General features: G+C 62.2%; 15 protein-coding genes. 9 read left to right on the forward strand and 6 right to left on the reverse strand.

From position 1 onward, the window contains the following. The first annotated feature begins 92 nt into the window (after positions 1-92). The 5 genes from CH295_RS11385 to CH295_RS11405 all read left to right on the forward strand — a co-directional run bounded on the left by CH295_RS11385 (position 93) and on the right by CH295_RS11405 (position 4,652). Positions 93-704 (forward strand): TetR/AcrR family transcriptional regulator, encoded by a 612-nt coding sequence (locus CH295_RS11385; RefSeq protein ID WP_032380646.1) that lies wholly within the window; start codon positions 93-95, stop codon positions 702-704. Positions 705-779: 75 nt separating this feature from the next. Further along, complete coding sequence (gene paaZ / locus CH295_RS11390; protein WP_094740737.1) at positions 780-2,807, forward strand: phenylacetic acid degradation bifunctional protein PaaZ; 2,028 nt, start codon at positions 780-782, stop codon at positions 2,805-2,807. Then, entirely contained in the window at positions 2,804-3,121 is a 318-nt protein-coding gene (locus tag CH295_RS11395) for an EthD family reductase (RefSeq protein ID WP_094740738.1), read from the forward strand. Before paaZ ends, CH295_RS11395 begins: the two co-directional genes overlap by 4 nt. Before the next feature lie 23 nt (positions 3,122-3,144). Further along, a complete protein-coding gene (gene paaI, locus CH295_RS11400; protein ID WP_094740978.1) occupies positions 3,145-3,513 on the forward strand; it encodes a hydroxyphenylacetyl-CoA thioesterase PaaI in 369 nt (122 codons plus the stop codon). 29 nt (positions 3,514-3,542) lie between these two features. After that, positions 3,543-4,652 carry a PucR family transcriptional regulator gene (locus CH295_RS11405; protein ID WP_094740739.1) on the forward strand — a complete coding sequence of 370 codons (1,110 nt, stop codon included), beginning with the start codon at positions 3,543-3,545 and terminating at the stop codon, positions 4,650-4,652. On the opposite strand, the gene CH295_RS11410 is transcribed toward CH295_RS11405, so the two are convergent. After that, entirely contained in the window at positions 4,636-6,045 is a 1,410-nt protein-coding gene (locus CH295_RS11410) for an FAD-binding oxidoreductase (RefSeq protein ID WP_094740740.1), read from the reverse strand. The two genes, CH295_RS11405 and CH295_RS11410, sit on opposite strands and share 17 nt — an antisense overlap. Before the next feature lie 299 nt (positions 6,046-6,344). On the opposite strand from CH295_RS11410, the gene CH295_RS11415 reads away from it, so the two are divergent. The 3 genes from CH295_RS11415 (at position 6,345) to CH295_RS11420 (ending at position 10,479) form a co-directional block, all read left to right on the forward strand. Then, positions 6,345-7,646, forward strand: a complete 1,302-nt coding sequence (locus tag CH295_RS11415) for an MFS transporter (RefSeq protein ID WP_094740741.1) — start codon at positions 6,345-6,347, stop codon at positions 7,644-7,646. Positions 7,647-8,153: 507 nt separating this feature from the next. Continuing rightward, a complete protein-coding gene (locus tag CH295_RS27765; protein WP_502694495.1) occupies positions 8,154-8,366 on the forward strand; it encodes a VldE C-terminal domain-containing protein in 213 nt (70 codons plus the stop codon). A 43-nt stretch (positions 8,367-8,409) separates the two neighbouring features. Then, on the forward strand, positions 8,410-10,479 hold the full coding sequence (locus CH295_RS11420) for a DNA topoisomerase (RefSeq protein WP_252342002.1): 2,070 nt from the start codon (positions 8,410-8,412) through the stop codon (positions 10,477-10,479). Between the two features lie 69 nt (positions 10,480-10,548). Here the strand turns inward: CH295_RS11420 and CH295_RS11425 are convergent, their stop codons facing one another. Continuing rightward, positions 10,549-10,911: a hypothetical protein gene (locus tag CH295_RS11425; protein ID WP_141217002.1), complete on the reverse strand. Its 363-nt coding sequence runs from the start codon at positions 10,909-10,911 to the stop codon at positions 10,549-10,551. Positions 10,912-11,119: 208 nt separating this feature from the next. Continuing rightward, on the reverse strand, positions 11,120-12,055 hold the full coding sequence (locus CH295_RS11430) for an abortive infection family protein (protein ID WP_170945870.1): 936 nt from the start codon (positions 12,053-12,055) through the stop codon (positions 11,120-11,122). A 356-nt stretch (positions 12,056-12,411) separates the two neighbouring features. On the opposite strand from CH295_RS11430, the gene CH295_RS27495 reads away from it, so the two are divergent. After that, the gene (locus tag CH295_RS27495) at positions 12,412-13,263 is read left to right on the forward strand and encodes a hypothetical protein (RefSeq protein WP_141217003.1); all 852 of its coding nucleotides are present in this window, start codon (positions 12,412-12,414) and stop codon (positions 13,261-13,263) included. 1,194 nt (positions 13,264-14,457) lie between these two features. On the opposite strand, the gene CH295_RS11440 is transcribed toward CH295_RS27495, so the two are convergent. The 3 genes from CH295_RS11440 to CH295_RS11455 form a co-directional block, all read right to left on the reverse strand. Then, positions 14,458-14,646 (reverse strand): hypothetical protein, encoded by a 189-nt coding sequence (locus tag CH295_RS11440; RefSeq protein ID WP_094740745.1) that lies wholly within the window; start codon positions 14,644-14,646, stop codon positions 14,458-14,460. Between the two features lie 50 nt (positions 14,647-14,696). Further along, entirely contained in the window at positions 14,697-15,068 is a 372-nt protein-coding gene (locus CH295_RS11445) for a hypothetical protein (protein ID WP_094618099.1), read from the reverse strand. A gap of 1,180 nt (positions 15,069-16,248) precedes the next feature. Next, complete coding sequence (locus CH295_RS11455; RefSeq protein ID WP_094740747.1) at positions 16,249-17,169, reverse strand: hypothetical protein; 921 nt, start codon at positions 17,167-17,169, stop codon at positions 16,249-16,251. Positions 17,170-17,179 lie beyond the last annotated feature (10 nt).

Below are 17,179 nucleotides of genomic sequence, written 5' to 3' on the forward strand. Positions count from 1 at the left end.
GTTGAGTCATTAATAACCGAACATTCGGTCGTTTGGCAAGGTTTCCCGCCCATGGTGCTGTGAAATCGGGCGCCGACTGAGAAGATGTGGCAATGACAACCGCACGCGCGCCGCGCAAGACCGGACAACCAGGGCGGCCGGGTTACGACCTGGATTCCCTCCTGGCTGTGGCGGTCAAGGTCTTCAACGACCGTGGATACGACGGCACCAGCATGGAGGTTCTGGCGAAGCGGCTCGGCATCACCAAGTCGTCGATCTATCACCACGTGTCCGGCAAGTCCGAGTTGCTCGAACTCGCGCTGTCGCGGGCTCTCAATGCCCTGTTCGCCGTCACGACCGAGGATCGGGCGACGACCGGGCGATACATCGACCGCCTCGAATACCTGGTGCGACGCAGTGTGGACATCCTGTGTGCGGAACTGCCCTACGTGACGCTGCTGCTGCGCGTGCGAGGCAACACCGACGTCGAGCGGCGCGCCCTCGCCCGCAGGCGTGAATTCGATTCCTTCGTCACCGGGCTCGTGGTGGCTGCGGCCGAGGAGGGCGACCTGCGTCCAGGGGTGGATCCGGCGCTGGCGTCCAAGCTCGTGTTCGGCACGGTCAACTCGCTCATCGAGTGGTACCGCCCGCGCACCGGCGGATCCGTCGAGGAATTGGCCGACGCCGTCGTGGCACTGACCTTCGACGGGTTGCGCCGCACCTAAGAGAAGAGTCTTGACATCTCGGCGTTCGACGGCGATGGTAATTACCGACCGAACGTACGGTGAGATGGAGGCGTTGTGAGCAGACTTCTGGAAAGCTATGCCCAGGGCACGTGGTATTCCGCAACCGATGAGGGAGCGCCGCTGCTGAGCGCCGTCGATGGCAGCGAGATCGCCCGGGTGTCGTCCAGCGGACTCGACGTCGCAGGCATGGTCGACTACGCCCGCACCGTTGGCGGACCCGCGCTCGCAGCACTGACGTTCCACGAGCGTGCAGCCCTGCTCAAGCAACTGGGCCTGACGCTGATGGCCGGCAAGGAGGAGTTCTACCAACTCTCCCGGCACACCGGAGCCACCTCCCGCGATTCCGGTGTCGACATCGACGGCGGATTCGGCACCGTCCTGAGCTACGCGAGCAAGGCTCGACGCGAACTCCCCAACGAGACGGTGTATCTCGATGGCGCGATCGAGCAGCTCGGTAAGAAGGGAACCTTCCTCGGTCAGCACATCTACACCTCGCGGCGCGGCGTCGCCGTCCAGATCAATGCGTTCAACTTTCCCGTGTGGGGCTTCCTCGAGAAGCTGGCCCCCGCGTTCATCGCGGGCGTGCCGTCGATCGTCAAGCCCGCCAGCCAAACTGCATACCTCACCGAGCTGGTGTTCCGGCGGATCATCGAGTCGGGGTTGCTGCCCGAGGGTTCGGTGCAGCTGCTGTGTGGCAGTGCCCGCGGTGTGCTCGACCACCTCGGTGGTCAGGACTCGGTGGCGTTCACCGGATCCGCCGATACCGCTGCGACCCTGCGCTCACATCCCAACGTCGTGGGCGAAGGACTGCACTTCACGGCCGAGGCGGATTCGTTGAACGCGTCCGTTCTGGGTTCGGATGTGGCACAGAGCGATCCAGAGTTCGACCTCTTCGTCAAGGGTGTCTTCACCGAGATGACGTCGAAGGCCGGCCAGAAATGCACAGCCATTCGCCGTGTGCTGGTTCCGCAGGACTCGGTCGAGCCCGTTATCGAGGCGCTGAAGACCAAGCTCGGCAAGGTGGTCGTCGGTGATCCCGCAGACGACGGTGTCACCATGGGTGCCCTCGCCAGCATCGATCAGCGCGACGAAGTCCTCAAATCCATTCGTGGACTGACCAAGTCCGCAACGGTCGTCTTCGGCGATCCCGACGCGGTGGATCAGCGAGCGGGGGCATTCATGGCACCGGTACTGCTGAAGGCCGGCGACAAGACCGCACCCGAACCGCACGAGATCGAGGCGTTCGGGCCGGTATCGACCGTCATCGGCTACGACAGCACTGCAGACCTGCTCGATCTCGTCGCCCGCGGAAAGGGCTCTCTGGTTGCATCTCTCGTGACCAAGGATTCGGCCATCGCGCGTGAGATCGTCCTGGGCAGCGCTCCGTATCACGGCCGCATCCTGGTACTGAACTCCGAGGACGCGAAGGAATCGACCGGCCACGGTTCTCCGCTGCCAGTTCTGGTGCACGGCGGACCCGGCCGCGCAGGCGGCGGCGAAGAACTCGGCGGCATCCGCGGCGTGCTGCACCACATGCAGCGCACAGCAATTCAGGGAACTCCGGACGTTCTGACGGCCATCGGCAACAAGTGGGTCACCGGCGCGAAGCAGACGACCGGCGACGTCCACCCATTCCGCAAGAACCTCGGCGAACTGAAGCTGGGCGACACCATCGTCGGTGGGCCTCGACAGGTCACGCGTGCGGACATCGATCACTTCGCCGAGTTCACCGGCGACACCTTCTATGCACACACCGATCCCCAAGCGGCAGCGGCGAACCCGTTGTTCGGCGGAATCGTGGCCCACGGCTACCTGGTGGTGTCGCTGGCCGCCGGGTTGTTCGTCGACCCGGCACCGGGCCCCGTGCTCGCCAACTTCGGCGTCGACTGCCTTCGCTTCCTGACGCCGGTCAAGGCCGAGGATTCGTTGACAGTGACGTTGACGGCAAAGCTCATCACTCCGCGTCAGAGTGCCGATTACGGCGAGGTGCGTTGGGATGCAGTGGTTGTCAACCAGGACGGCGATCCCGTCGCGACCTACGACGTTCTCACTCTCGTCGCGAAGCCCGAGGCCGCATCATGAGCGTGCGAGTGGCCGTTTGTTACGGGATGCCCGAGGACACTGCCGCATTCGATCGTCACTACGCCGAGGTGCATGTGCCCCTCGCGCGGGCTGTCCCCGGACTGGTCGACTTCACCTGGGGCACGCTCGACTCGCTCGACGATTCACCGCCGCCGTACTACGCGATCGCCAGCCTGTACTTCGCGGACGACGCGTCGCTGAAGGCAGGATTGGCCTCGCCCGAGATGAAGGCCGCGGGCAAGGATCTGCGCAACTTCGCGACCGGGGGCGTCACGATGTTCACCCAGAACGAGCGATCGGTGTTGCGGCCGTGACCGATTCGCCTATCGCCCGCGAGATGTTCGAGGTCGACGCCGCGTCCCGCAAGCTCGGCATCGAATTGATCGAGCTGTCACCTGGGCACGCCAGGATGTCGTTGGTCGTCACCGAGGACATGGTCAACGGGTACGCCATCACCCACGGCGGCTACGTGTTCCTGCTTGCGGACACCACCTTCGCTATGGCCTGCAACTCGCACGACGACTCGGCCGTCGCGGCACGTTGCGACATCCGATACCTCCGTCCGACGAAGGCCGGTGACGTGCTGGTCGCAGACGCCGTCGAGCGTGCTCGGTTCGGTCGCAACGGCCTCTATGACGTATCGGTGACCTGCCGAGACGAGCTGATCGCCGAATTCCGAGGGGACAGTCGCACCGTGGCCAGGTAGTCGGATCTGCTCGGAAGTACGGTGAGTCGATGACCACTGCCGATCTGTCTGCCTTGGCCGACGCCACGGCGGCTGCTGTGGGCGGCGCGGTTTCGGTGATGGACCCGGCCGGCTACGTCGTGGCCTACTCGTCGCTGCCCGGGCAACCGATCGACGACGTGCGGCGCGACGGGATTCTCGGCAAGCAGGTTCCGGCCGAGTACATGGCGCACCATACCGACGAGGACTTCCGGCGCAGCTGCACGGTGCGGGTCGTCGCCGTAGCCGGGGTGCTGCCTCGCCTGGCCGTGCCGGTAACCAGTGGCGGCGAATATCTCGGTTCGATCTGGTGCATTGTCCCCACCGCGGCGGTAACGCCGCCCGAGCCGGCCGCGATGGCGGCATTGCTACGGGCAGCGGCCGAAGCAATACCGTTGCTGACTCAGCGACCGCAGGCTGTGGGCATCGAAAAGTCCAGGGCACGTGAACTACTGACCGATCCAGCCGCCGTCACACCCGATGGGCAGCTGTACACGGTATTGGCGACCCGGGTTCAGTCGGACCGGCCGGACGCCGCCGCGTCGCGACTGCGGGGGATGCTCGACCTGACCTTCGGGCAGCAGCTCGACTCGGGTGCTGTCGTGATCGATGGCGCTGTCTTCCTCGTGATGCGTGCCGAAATCACCTTCACCGTAGACGAATTCGAGCATGTTCGACGTCGGGCCGAATCTGCCCTCGGAATTCCGGTGACGTTCGCGCTCGGTGGACCGGACGAGCGCCCGATGACTGCTCGAGTGCATGCGCAGTGGGCGCTCGATGCCTGCGAGGACGGTTCTCCGACCATCATGTTCGAGGAGGTCCGAGTACACGCCACGCTGCGCAGGGCAGGGAATGCTCTGTCGGAAGTGTCGTTGGCGTTGCCTGCCGTCGAACGGATGCTTTCCTGCGATGCTTCGGAAGGTACCGAGTACGCCGCGACGGTGCTGGCGTTGTTGGCGCACGAGTCCAACGTTGCCGCCGCAGCGACATCGCTGTACCTGCACCCCAACACCTTCCGCTACCGACTCCGGCGTACCAAGGAGCTGTTCGGTCTCGATCTCGACGATCCCGATACCCGATTGCTCGTGTGGATGTCGCTACGGCTCAGGGCCGGACGGTGAGCACCTTGCCTGGATTGAGCAGGTAGTGCGGGTCGAGCAATTCCTTGATGCCGCGCTGCAGTTCCGCTGCGACCGGATCGAGTTCGGTCTCGAGAAGGTCCCGCTTGAGCAGTCCCACCCCGTGTTCCCCGGTGATGGTTCCACCCATTGAGAGCGCGAATGCCGCGATCTCGTCGAACGCGCTGTGCGCTCTGGCCAACGATGAGGGGTCGAGGGGGTCGACGATGACCGTCGGATGGATGTTGCCGTCGCCTGCGTGGCCGACGACTCCGATGACGATGCCCAGCCGGTCTGCCACCCGGCCCACCTCGTCGATCATCGTGGCGAGTTGTGAAATGGGAACGGACACATCGTCGACCAGCGGTGAACCGAGGCGCTCCAGCGCGGGGTAGGCCAGCCGACGGGCCTGCACGAGTTGCTCCGATTCGACCTCGTCCTCGGCGACGGCCACGTCGGTCGCGCCGGATTCGGTGCACAGTGCAGCAATGGCCTCGAGTTCCTGCACGGCACCCTCGCCGATGTCGGACTGTGCGATCAGCACTGCGGCGGCCTCGGTGCCGAAGTCCATCCGCGCGTAGGCGTCGATGGCGGCAATGGTGGTGCGGTCCAACAGCTCGAACAGGCTCGGGGTGATGCCCGCTGCACGAATCCTCGACACTGCCACTCCTGCAGCGACCGTGGACGAAAAGGTCGCAGCCATCGTGAGTGGTACGGCGCTGGGGAAGTCGAGGCCGACGGTGGCCTCGGTGATGATGCCGAGCGTCCCCTCGGAGCCAACGAACAAGTCCGCAAGAGACAGGCCCGCCACACCTTTGACGGTGCGTCGACCGACGAACGTCGCCCTGCCGTCGGCTAGCACGACCCGCAGGCCACGCACGAACCGTGCTGTCACTCCGTACTTCACGCAGCAGAGCCCACCTGCGTTGGTGGCGATGTTGCCGCCGATCGTCGACGCCTCCCAGCTGGACGGATCAGGGAGGTACGTCAGCCCCTGCTGCAGGGCAGCATCTTTCAATTCCTTGTTCGTGACGCCGGGTTGCACGACGGCGACGCGGTTGACGACGTCGAGTTCGATGATCTTGTTCATGCGTCGGGTATTGAGGGCGATGGCTCCGACGCTGGCGTTCGCAGCACCCGCCAGGCCGGTCAATGCACCCTGTGGCACCACCGGAATACGGTGTGCCGAAGCAATACTCATGATCGCCTGGACGTCCGACTCGGTGGTCGGTAGTACCGCGGCGAGGGGAAGGGTGGATTCGCAGAGGGCTGCTGCGTCACGTCGATAGCTTTGGAGGATGTCCGGGTCCGTCACCACCGCGTCGGAGCCGAGCGCGCGTGTCAGTTCGTCGAGAACAGGGGAGTCGAGCACAAGCGTCGACGATGGTGCGGTCATGGGTTCGAGTATGACCTTCCGTCACTGGCGGTGTCTGCGTCGTTTCGGACGAACACCTGCGCTGCGGTCGGTAGATCTCGACGAATTCGTGGGTTTCCCCGGTCGTCATGGCCTGCGCCACCTTGACAAACCATCGTGTCGGCGGTCACAGTGATTACCGACCGAATGGACGGTGAGTTATATCCGGTTTTCGGTCGCCGAGATTGTTCGTGTTCGACCCTTATTACCCTGCCTCACGACACTCCGAATCGCCGCTCCTGTCACTGAGCGCCGGAGCCCGAACGAAACGAGACAAGTCGATGTCAACACAGGTCGAGACGCCTACCGGGGTGTCGCGCGAGCATCGCCGCGCCGCGATGGCCAGCATGGTCGGAACCACGGTCGAGTGGTACGACTTCTTCATCTACGCGCAGGCAGCGTCGCTGATCTTCGCTCAACTGTTCTTCGCGCCCATGGGGTCGTCCGGACAGCTCGTCGCCTACGTCACGATCGGCATCAGCTTCATCTTCCGGCCTCTCGGAGCCATCGTCGCGGGCTACTTCGGCGACAAGATCGGCCGCAAGAAGGTCCTCATCGCCACCCTCACCCTCATGGGTGCGGCCACCGTCGGTATGGGTCTGCTCCCCACCTACGCCACTATCGGTATCTGGGCTCCGATTATTCTGATCGTGCTGCGCATCCTGCAGGGATTCTCCACCGGTGGCGAGTGGGGCGGCGCGGCGCTGATGGCCGTCGAGCATGCCCCGAAGGGCAAGCGCGGAATCTACGGTGCCGCAACTCAGATGGGTGTTCCACTCGGCATGCTCATTGCGGTGGGAACGTTGGCGCTGTGCACCGGTCTGCTCAGTGAGTCGCAGTTCGAGGCCTGGGGCTGGCGCATTCCGTTCCTCATCAGCTTCGTGCTGATCCTCGTCGGTTTCTACATCCGACGTCGCGTCGAGGAGACCCCGGTGTTCAAGGAGCTCTCGGAACGCAAGGAGCGCAACCACACTCCGGTCCGTTCGCTGTGGCGCACCAACAAGAAGCAGGTCATGCTCGCCGCGTTGTCGTTCATCGGCACCAACGGCAACGGCTACATCATCGTCGGCGGCTTCATCGTGGCCTACTCGACGCGTGAACACGGACTCGCTCGCGTGGATGTGTTGGTGGCGAGCTTGTTCGCGGCCGTCGTCTGGGGTGTGTTCACTCTGCTCGGAGCGCATCTGTCCGATCGCTACGCCCGAACCACCATCATGAACCTCGGTAACGCGGCAATGGTGTTGTGCGCCATCCCGTTCTTCCTGCTCGTCGACACCGGTGAATTGCACTGGATCTACGTGGCCCTCGGTCTCTTCGCCGTCGGACTCGGACTCTCCTACGGTCCGCAGCCGGCTCTGTACGCCGAGATGTTTCCTGCTGCAGTCCGATTCAGTGGTGCGTCCATCGGCTACGCCATCGGCACGGTGCTCGGTGGAGCCTTCGTTCCGACGATCTCCGAGGCACTGTTCAAGGGAACCGGCACCTCGATGTCGATCTCGATCTACCTGATGATCCTGGCCGCGATCTCCTTCGTGGCGACCTCGCGAATCAAAAACCGTAAAGACGAGGATCTGAACGTCTGAGTTATCTGTGACGAAAGCCCCGAAACCATAGTGGTTTCGGGGCTTTCGTCGTTCACATACAAGACCATCCGCGACGGCTACAGTCGACGCCGAACCAGCTTCCGGATTCGGTGTGTTTGACGACATCGAACAGGGCATGGACGGCCCACGGCCACGTGTTCCCTTAGCGAGGTCCTGTGCGTAAAGGGCAAATGTGACCCTGCCCGGCTGCACATCGCCGACGAGGGCGACTGCGGTGCAATAACGACGCTCACCTTCACTCCGAGTCCTACACCGGTTCTTGGGCCACCCGACAACGTGATCGGCCTTCCAGCCGTTCTGTGGGGCCGCCGAGCCCGGTAGCGGAGACAACCGCTAGAGCCCACTTCCGACCCGACTGAGACCGCCGCATGCCGCCCTCTCCCACAACAGAGATGGCGAAACTGCCAGCAAACCTCGGCTCAGAGGAGCACTTCCAGGTCGAATACCGTCCGCGCCGTCCACGCGAAGTTCCCGCAGATCACCCCGATCGCTGGGCGGAGTGCCGACGGTGGAGGATTCGACGACGATCCCTCCGGGCGGGCGGCGGACATCATGATCGACAACTGGTCCTCGGAGGAAGACAGAGCGCCCGGCGACCAGGCCAAGGGCTACCTGTGGGCGAACCGGGACTACTTCCAGATCGAGTACACGATCTGGCGACAGGAATACATCCCCTGCCAGGTGAACCGAACACCGTAGAGGACAGGGGATCTCCCACCCAGAACCACAAGAACTCAAGACCGTGCTCTCTGAATGTGAGAGCATTTGCAATGCAGCCGATCTCGACCCGACCGGTGAAGGCTCACTCCTCGGCTGGGAGATCGTGGAGTACTTGGGCCTCGAGAACGAGAAGCTCGAACGCATGGAGTTCCTCGACGAAACCTCTGCATCGCTGCGCACAGCCTTCACAGCCCGTCGCCCGGTCACCGCGATCTCGGCCGAGGGCGACTACCGCAAGGCCGACTTCCGGTCGAAGTGGGACATGCTCTCGATGCAGTTCACCAGACTCGCGACCAAGACGACCGGGGCGAGCACGGTACTGCGTAACGGGCGACTCAAGTCCGCGATGGTCGTCATCGTCGGCAACGGACTCGACGCCCACAACGGATACGTCAAGAAGGCGTTCTACGAGAACCGGTTTCGGGACGAGAACGGCGTGACATACACCGACCCCGAGATCGATCGATTCGAGAACGAGAACGATGTTCCCGGCGGCCTGCAGTCATCACCGGTCGTCCACGACGGGACCACACGCAAGAAAACGGGACCACCGAAACTGATGGACCTGGCCGCACTGTCATCTCTGTTGTCGAAGAAAGGTTTCGGGGCGAAGAACGTTCTCGACACCTATCAGAAGATGTACGAGGCGCAAGTGGTGTCCTACCCGCGCACCGAGGACAAGTTCATCTCGATCGAGCAGTTAAACGAGCTACTTCCCCTGGTCGACGCGATCGCCGGGGTCGGAGTGGATCCGGCGGCGCTGAGCCACCGCGGCCCACGTACGAGCCACGTCAAGTCCGGCGGCGCGCACGGTGCCAACCGCCCGGGGCCCAACGTCCCAGCAAGCCTCGACGCAGTGGAGAAGGCCTACGGCGAGCTGGGCAAAGAGATCTACGAGCTCCTCGCCAAGAACTACCTGACGATGCTCGCCCCCGATTACGAGTACGACCAACATCGCGGGCACGTCGAGAAGTATCCGAGCTTCGTCGGCTCGCTGAATGTGCCCGCAGTGCTCGGGTGGAAAGGCGTGTTCGTCGTCGAGGAAGAGGGCGGCGAGCTCGACGAGCAACCCACGGGTGCGACGGCATTGGGTACTGTCGCGGACCCGTTCGTCCACGAGGGCTTCCCTGCACGGCCGCCGCATCCGACGATGGGATGGTTGATGGAGCAGCTCGAGAAGCGGAGCGTGGGTACCGGCGCGACCCGGACGAGCACCTATGCCGAGGTCACGAACAACTCGGGCGGCAAGGCCCTGATGGTCGAGCAGCGCGGCAAGATCACCCTCAGCGCAATCGGTGAACTCAACCATCGGATCCTGCCTGGCACACACATCGGCGATCTGACGATCACCGAGCAGGTATTCGAGCAAATGGCGCAGATCGAGGCCGGAACCGGAGAGGCAGCCGACTTTTTGTCCCTCGTGGCGGATCTGGTGCGCCGCGACCTCGAGACGATGACGGCGAATGCGAGGGCGTTGTCCGCCGAGCTCACGGCACGGATGAGTAAGGCAGGGGTGACCCGAGAAGCGGTGGAGATGATCGAGCTGCCACCGAAGCTGCATTTCACTCATGCTGGCACGGTCGTGACCCGTGCGAAGCGGGTTTTCGGTGGCCACCGGTTCACCGACACCGAAGTAGCGGCACTGCTCGCTGGCCGAGTCATCGAGATCGTTGCGACGAGCGCGAAGTCGGGGAAGACGTTCACCTGCACGGGAAAGCTCGAACCAGGCGTGAGGGAGAAAGACGGCAAGCAGTACCCACACGTGAGCTTCAACCCGCAGTTCGAGGAGCGTGCACCTCGGACTGATCTGGTCAGCGGAGTGTGGAAAGGCAAGCCGGTCACGTTCAAAGGACGCGGATGGGGTGCCAACGAACACTGGCCTGGTAAGGACTTCACCGAGCAGGAACTCGCGTCGCTGCTGGCCGGGGAGACCATCGAATTCGACGCCACAAGCAAGACAGGTAAGACGTACCGGGCCAAGGGCGCACTGGCCGCGGGGACCTACCAGGGCAGCAAGACATTTGGATTCAAGCTGAAGTTCGAGGACCGCAAATCCACCGCAGGCACCAAGAAACGCACCGTGCGACGGTAAACGGGTGCCGCAGGACAGCAACGGGGTCGTACGCCTGCACCCATCGGGAGACGAGTCCGAGCGGTGAGTTCAGAAGAAGGTCAGCTGTGCCTCGTCGACACGGACACGTCCGGGCTTCGTCCGGCGGGGTCCGACCGGGGGAGCGTGCCGAGTCGGCACCGCCGGTGCGGAACCTTCGGCGACGCCGAGTTCGGCACGCGCGCGGCGCGCCAATTCCTCTCGTACACGCGACCGTTCGGCCACGCGCGCACGTCCGATCGCCGTGTCTCGGGCACTCCACTCCAACTCCCACGCCGCCGATCCCGGAGGCGGCGCGCCCACAGCCCGATCGGTCACCCGATCGAGGAGTTGATCGATCCTGTCGATCAACACCTGCGCAAGCTCGTCGAGCACACGCTCAGGCACCGTGGCCACGGACTCGTTGTCGCTCACACCCGACACTGTCGAGCCGGGCACTGCCGAACAGCCCGCACCTGACACTCATGGCGACGGTCCGACCGACGAAGAATCGCCTCGACGCCTCATCGCCGGAATCCCCGACAGGGATCGCGAACGGATACCACCACTAGTCCGGACCGACCGGGGCGTCGCCACGCTCCTCGGATGTCGTCGTAGGCCGATTGGACTAGCGCGTTTCGATCTACCGTGTGTCCCATACATCGAATAGGAATTCGCTAATGGCCACAGCTGAGTTCAGGGCGAGCCGGGCGTGTCGTCGATCGGCGGTGCTCGGAGATCCTCGGCCGTGACCGGTTCCGATTTTGTTCCGCAGCTCGCCGAGGCTTTGTACCGAGCTGGCAAGTCCTCGCAAAAGCCCGTTGACAGCCGAGCTCGCGGCGGCGTCACCTTCGACTGATTTACCGGCGATGCCCAACGCTTTGCTGGTCGCTTTGTACAGGGTTGGGAGGTCGTCGCTGCGCTTGTAGGTCCCTCCAAGATCATCGAGGATTTGGATGAACACAGACTCGATCAGCTCTTTGCACGCGCCGATGGCAGCTTCAGGATCCGTTGCGATACTTGCTTCGATACGTCTCAGATGTCGATCGAGGGTTGTACGGTCGTCGAGTGTTGCTCGGTCGAGGACCAGGCCGGCGGGGCGGTCACCATGGAAGCTACTGATTCGTCGCCAGTTGTAAAGTGTTCGCCCACTGATGGTTCCGTCTGCGACCAGCTCGTAGCTGTCGGGGGCGAGCAGTTCGTTGAGGCGAATTACCATGGATTCTGCGATCTCGGGGTCTCGTACGAGAGGGTGCACGGTGCGGGTGAGAAACCGAAGGAAAGCATCATCTGGACCGGTGCGGATGCTGAACCTGGTGTCCCCGAAGACCCAGCCCTCTCCCCAGTCGTTGTTGTTGATGCAGTGCTGGTGTATGTCGCCGGCGGCGTCCGTGTACCGGCGGTCGGTGCTGGGAAGGTCGTGCAGGTCGTATAGGGCGCTCAGGAAAGTGACTTCGTCGAGTTTGCCCACCCAGAAATAGTCGCGATCGAGTGTCAGTGTGTCTATCACTGCCTGGCGAGTGATGTCTGTGATCTCGCGAGCTGTGTGGGATCGGCTCGCAGGGTCCGCGGGGTTCATCGGACAAGTTTCGCTTAGGTCGTGTGCAGGCTTGCGGCTTGGTCCAAAGGTGGTGGTTCGTCGCCGGCGCATTCGGTCCCCGGCACCGAGTGCCGTCGGCGGCTCGGCATCGTTTGGAAGTGTCTCGCGCTGATCTCTTTCACGAGTTCCGAGTGCAGCAGATGGATCCCTACGAAGCCGCCGCCCTCACATCGGTTGCCTTCTACCGTCCTCACTAGCTCAAGTATCCCAAAAGTGCCACCGCCCACTTCGAGCAAAGCTATCATCGACCGGGACACGCTTTTGAGGATGACGGATGCCGCGCGACTCGGGCAAGCCAGGCACATTTACTCATAGCTTTGGGCGGTGGGGACGGAATGCCAACCAGAAGAAACTGGTCTCTTTTCGCAGTCGCCGCAGTCGCCGCCGCAATCGCCGTGGCGACAACATCGTCCGGGCACGGCCTCTACTCCGCTCCCTTAGCGGGCTCGGCCGACAACCTGGTCGAGAGCCAAGTTGATTTCAACTTGGTCGAGAGCCAAGTTGAAATCAACTTTTGCGCCATGGACCTGCAGTCTCTCCAACTCGTACCGAACGTCCCGGTCCAACTCGAAGTTCTGGGGTCGAACGGTGACTGGGGCGCACGACAGTCAGGCGCAAGCGGTGAAACTGGATGCACCAGTTGGTATGGCCAACCGGCATACCAGACTTATAGAGTTACTGCCAACTACGTCGGCAGTAACTGTCCCGTTCTGGGTACCACTCCGGCGATGCTTGTTTATCCGGGCGCAGAAGTAGACATCGGGAATCTGATGCTTTCCTGCTCAAGTCAACAAACATTGCCGATGCCGTCTGGAGAAGCCGAATGCGATGTCATCCAATCCATCTATCAGAAGACCGGATCCATGTACGAGAAGGGGGAAGGGATTGACGGACCTATCTACATCACGATTTCTGGGTATTGCAACAGAGTAGTCAGCTCGATTGCGCTGCAATACCTTTACCAGAATAGGACTTCAAACTCACCTAGGGATTCTGCCCAAATCGACTATGACGGAATCAAGTGTAAAAACACGTCCACTTGTCGATGGAACGAACTTAAACTTGTTGAAGACCAACCCGGTACCCAAAAATTTTGCCTTGTCAGTATGGCTACCGCCAAGGTCGACTGGTATGACTTCACTAAAATTGGGGGTAACACTGGAAAGTGGCAGTGCCTTTCCACTTAACTTTCAGGTCCGAGCCGTGCGACGCAGGCAATATTAGTTGCAGGCTGACGAACGGTTGACGTCACCTTTAGCGTCGATACCGGCGACGCCTTTTTGCGTGCATCGGGTAGTCGATGAAGATTGAGGGCATCGATCACGGCGTCGAGTCCCTGTGGTGGGCCATTGAGCACTGCGCCGAGTTGCTAGAACTCGCTGTTCAATCCGCCGATAGGGACGAACTGGGGGGAGTCGTTGAAGCGGCTTCACCAGTTCGATGACAGTCAGTGCAATTTCGTGACGTCACTGTCCGTCCGTCACATGACACGCAAGCAACAGAGTAAGAGCGAAATCTGTTACTGCACAAAGTATGTAGAGGTTAACTTGACACAATCTAAATTATCGGCATTGATTGTCAATGTCGTAACCAGCAGGCTATAGGTCGGCGGGCGACTCACGGGGCAGCGACAGTAGTCGCATCCCGGAAGTCGGTTGTAAGATAGCCCTGTTTCAGGATGCGGACAGGCGGGACGTTCCACGTCGTGCTATCTGATCCGGCAAGTCTGTCGAGGCCTCGGGCACGGGACAGGCCAGTCGGGCCGGAAGGGTAAATAGCCCGGTCGCGGCATCTCAGAACGTTCTACGCTGACGCTACGTGCGCCCGAGCGTCGTAGCCATGCGTCCGGAGCGTGTCTGATGCTGATCTACCTACCGCTGTTCGTTCTTTTCCTCGCAACGAGCTACCGCTTTTTGATTGTCGCAGTGGCATATTGGGTATCGCGCCCTGAGTCCGAGGTCGACTTGAGTCGGTTCGAGCGAGCGATGTCCGTACTCGATCGTCCTCGGCTGCGACTACCCGCCGGCCGGGAGAAGTCCGAGCACGACGATTGACTGTTTCGAGCACGTTCACGACGCGCTTTCCGTTTTCGAGGGGTGATGATCCTCGCCGCGCTCTGAGTGAACGTTCTCGTGCGTCGACCGCATCATGGACGACGACCATGCGCTTGCGTAGACGCGCGGCCGCAGCTGTACCCATCAGCCGCCACGGATACGACGGGTACCAGGTCGTTTTGCCTGACGGAGTGGGGAGACCTTCGGCATTGAAGATGTCGCAGATCCGGCGATAGGTCCAACCGTCCTGCCGATACTCCAGGATTCGGCGCAGAATCGCCTCAGGGCACAGCATGGGCCGGCCGACAGGGCGGGACTGTGGCCGGGTCATCGACGACTCCCCGCGCCGAAAAGTGAGCAGAACGCTTCGAGGAGCGCGAGCAGAATTGGGATGGCTCGAGCGGCTTTGGCCTGCCCCGCCAGTAGTGCCACCAGCGCAGCTGTTGCGACCAGTAGCACCAGAATCAGAACTGCGATGGGGGCAGCGAGGAACCGAAATAGAGCGAGCGTGAGCATGTCTTTCTCCTGAAGTCGCGGGGACCTGCGGAGAAAGACGTGTCACCGTGTCAGGCGCGCACCAATCCCGCAAGCGGATCGAAAAGAAGTGATCGGCTTGCGGTGTCGGTGGGCCCGCGGGTGAGACATGGAGAGCTGGCGACCAGATGTCCGGGAGGTGGCCCGGATCGTCGATGAACGCCCATCATTGACCGCAGGCGTGCGGCGGAGTCGAGTGGAGCGTTGAGCCGACGAACTTCGCGTGCCAGACGCGCTACCAGGACCACGGAGTCCTGACGCTTCCGTTCGCGCTGCCAGGCATGGTCCGCTGCTCGCAGTGCAGCCGGGGCGAGCCGGTCATACTGCCGCCAGGCTTCTTCGGCTCGCGCGCGTATGCGCAGGTTGCGGTACGTCTCGTTCGAGATCGTGGCCGCTGCGCTCATATGGCCACCGTACTGCGCTCTGCGACCTGTTCTACTAATCGTGGGGTCGCCTACACAACGACACGCTCACTCCAGGCCATTCTAGGCGTCGCCGGGCTGTCCGATATGGCGTCTGCCGATCACGGCTCGACTGCCCGATAATTCACGAGATAGTGACCTTCGGTGCCGCTGTACTGCACACGTCTGCTGGTCAAGCATTGAATCTGCGCATCGTTGGCCTACGTGAGCTCGCTCAGATGGGATGTGCTGCATGCGTCGGCCACGCGACAGCATGACGCTACGGATGCCACACCGTCCTTCGTTCGGATGAATCCGCTGTCCTGACAACGGCGTACTACAACTTCAGTGCCAAGATCGCGGAATGACTTCTACACGAGTGCGTCTCGCCTACGTAGCTGCAGCTGCCGCTGTGGCCACCACACTCCTTACTGCATGTTCCAACCCGCCCGACACAGCAACCGATGCTGCGGGCGGCGGAACATCAACTGTGAACGACACGAGTGAACAAGGCCTGTCCGTTGCCGGTCAGCCGTGCGCGGACCGAGACTCTGACAACCCCACCCTCCGCCAGGTTTACGAGGGGACTGCAAATTTGCTCGCAAATACTGCCATCACTGGTGGAAGTTCGGACGCCGAGGTCGATGCAATCCGACAAGGAAATTCTGCCGACTCAGCTCTCGCAGTGCTGCCGCCCGACCTGGAGTCTGAGCAGGAACAATTAGTGGCGAGCATCCCACCAGGCGGCTATGCCCGCTACGTCAGCGCAGTCTGCGAAGTCGAGGAGTCATTCCAAGGAGTCCCCACCTCGACCAGCACCCCGTGGGCAGCCGCGTTCGACGGAATGATCGCATGTACCGCAATAGCTCGCTTACCCAGCTCCGAGCGAGATTCGTACGCCAGTTCAGTCGAAGAGAGCTTGCGCACAATCAACTCGAGCGAATCACTGATCGCCCACGGTGTCACGAAAGCAAACGCCGCCCGCGAACATTTATGCCCGCAGTAGCCCCCAAAGAGGCTTCGGTGCCTGCCGCCTCAGCTCTCCCCCACGTCATCCACGCGTGCGCGACGGAAGAAGGTCGAGGCCAATTGGTAACCGTCAGATACGTCGCGTTACCAGTAAATATCATACTCATTGACACCCTCACTCCGCCCCCAACTCCGACTGTCACCAGCCCCGGCGTCACTCGGCGAGACGCGCGGCGGCATAGTCCGCGTAGCTCGCCTGACCCACGGCCGACGCTTGTCTAGGGTCTCGCCGCAAAAGCGCAACGCGACGGAAATGCGTTTTCGAGTGAAAGGCGTCAGTGGACAGCCCGACGTAACCGTGAATGCTGTCGACCACCGCGTCTGCGAAATCGAATATCGGCGTCACCGCCATAATGTAAATGGAGTCTGCAGGACCATCCAGTCCACCTGTGAACCAATTACGTGAGTGCGTTGCCCCTGACCCAACCTCCCAAATCCGCTCCGACCCAGGCATATAGCGGGTCGCAGCCTCGGTGATGTTGACCTTGACCGCGGCCCTACCGCCGTCACCGTAGGTCAGCGATGTCACGAGCTTCTCCGCCTTGTCGAACCGGAACTCGAACCCGAGTCCGGACAGCAACGTTTGTGCGCCTTTTACCGCTTCCCAGACCTCGGCCAGCTTCGCATCAGATCCGGGGAACCACTTCAAGGGAGAGACGTTGCCCTGAACTGTCCGAACCAACAGGGCGGCCGATCGGGCCGCGCGAAGAGGAGGAGCGGCACTCGGATCGGTAGCCCAGCACACCTCAAGTAGGCCCTCCTGGACCGACCGGACGATCGACATCATCGGTATGGGGAGTAGCTCGTCTTGCTGAAGCAGCAGCTCTAGGGCTTTGATGTACTCCTCCACAACACGAAACAGCTCCGCGATTTCGCAAAGGCCCATGTTCAGAACTCCGGTTAGACCCTCGACTCGGTCCGCACCCACACCCTCGATCCATCGCACGTCGCCATGCCGTGGAGAACCTTCCAGCGGCGACTTGTACACAACGAGGGCGCGCTGAAGCTCTGTCTCCATCGCGGCCCGCTGCTGCCGAAGAACTCGAACGGCCAGCTCGCCCGTCGAAAGCCCCACACCTCGCCCC

This window comes from Rhodococcus sp. 14-2483-1-2, from assembly GCF_002259405.1.
In the GTDB taxonomy this organism is placed as follows: Bacteria; Actinomycetota; Actinomycetes; order Mycobacteriales; family Mycobacteriaceae; genus Rhodococcoides.

Excerpts from the sequence above, each read along its gene's own strand:
- CH295_RS11385 (WP_032380646.1), top strand. The coding sequence starts at position 93 with ATGACAACCGCACGCGCGCCGCGCAAGACCGGACAACCAGGGCGGCCG.
- CH295_RS11395 (WP_094740738.1), top strand. The coding sequence starts at position 2,804 with ATGAGCGTGCGAGTGGCCGTTTGTTACGGGATGCCCGAGGACACTGCC.
- paaI (WP_094740978.1), top strand. The coding sequence starts at position 3,145 with ATGTTCGAGGTCGACGCCGCGTCCCGCAAGCTCGGCATCGAATTGATC.
- CH295_RS11405 (WP_094740739.1), top strand. The coding sequence starts at position 3,543 with ATGACCACTGCCGATCTGTCTGCCTTGGCCGACGCCACGGCGGCTGCT.
- CH295_RS11410 (WP_094740740.1), bottom strand. The coding sequence starts at position 6,045 with ATGACCGCACCATCGTCGACGCTTGTGCTCGACTCCCCTGTTCTCGAC.
- CH295_RS11415 (WP_094740741.1), top strand. The coding sequence starts at position 6,345 with ATGTCAACACAGGTCGAGACGCCTACCGGGGTGTCGCGCGAGCATCGC.
- CH295_RS11430 (WP_170945870.1), bottom strand. The coding sequence starts at position 12,055 with ATGAACCCCGCGGACCCTGCGAGCCGATCCCACACAGCTCGCGAGATC.
- CH295_RS27495 (WP_141217003.1), top strand. The coding sequence starts at position 12,412 with ATGCCAACCAGAAGAAACTGGTCTCTTTTCGCAGTCGCCGCAGTCGCC.
- CH295_RS11440 (WP_094740745.1), bottom strand. The coding sequence starts at position 14,646 with ATGCTCACGCTCGCTCTATTTCGGTTCCTCGCTGCCCCCATCGCAGTT.
- CH295_RS11445 (WP_094618099.1), bottom strand. The coding sequence starts at position 15,068 with ATGAGCGCAGCGGCCACGATCTCGAACGAGACGTACCGCAACCTGCGC.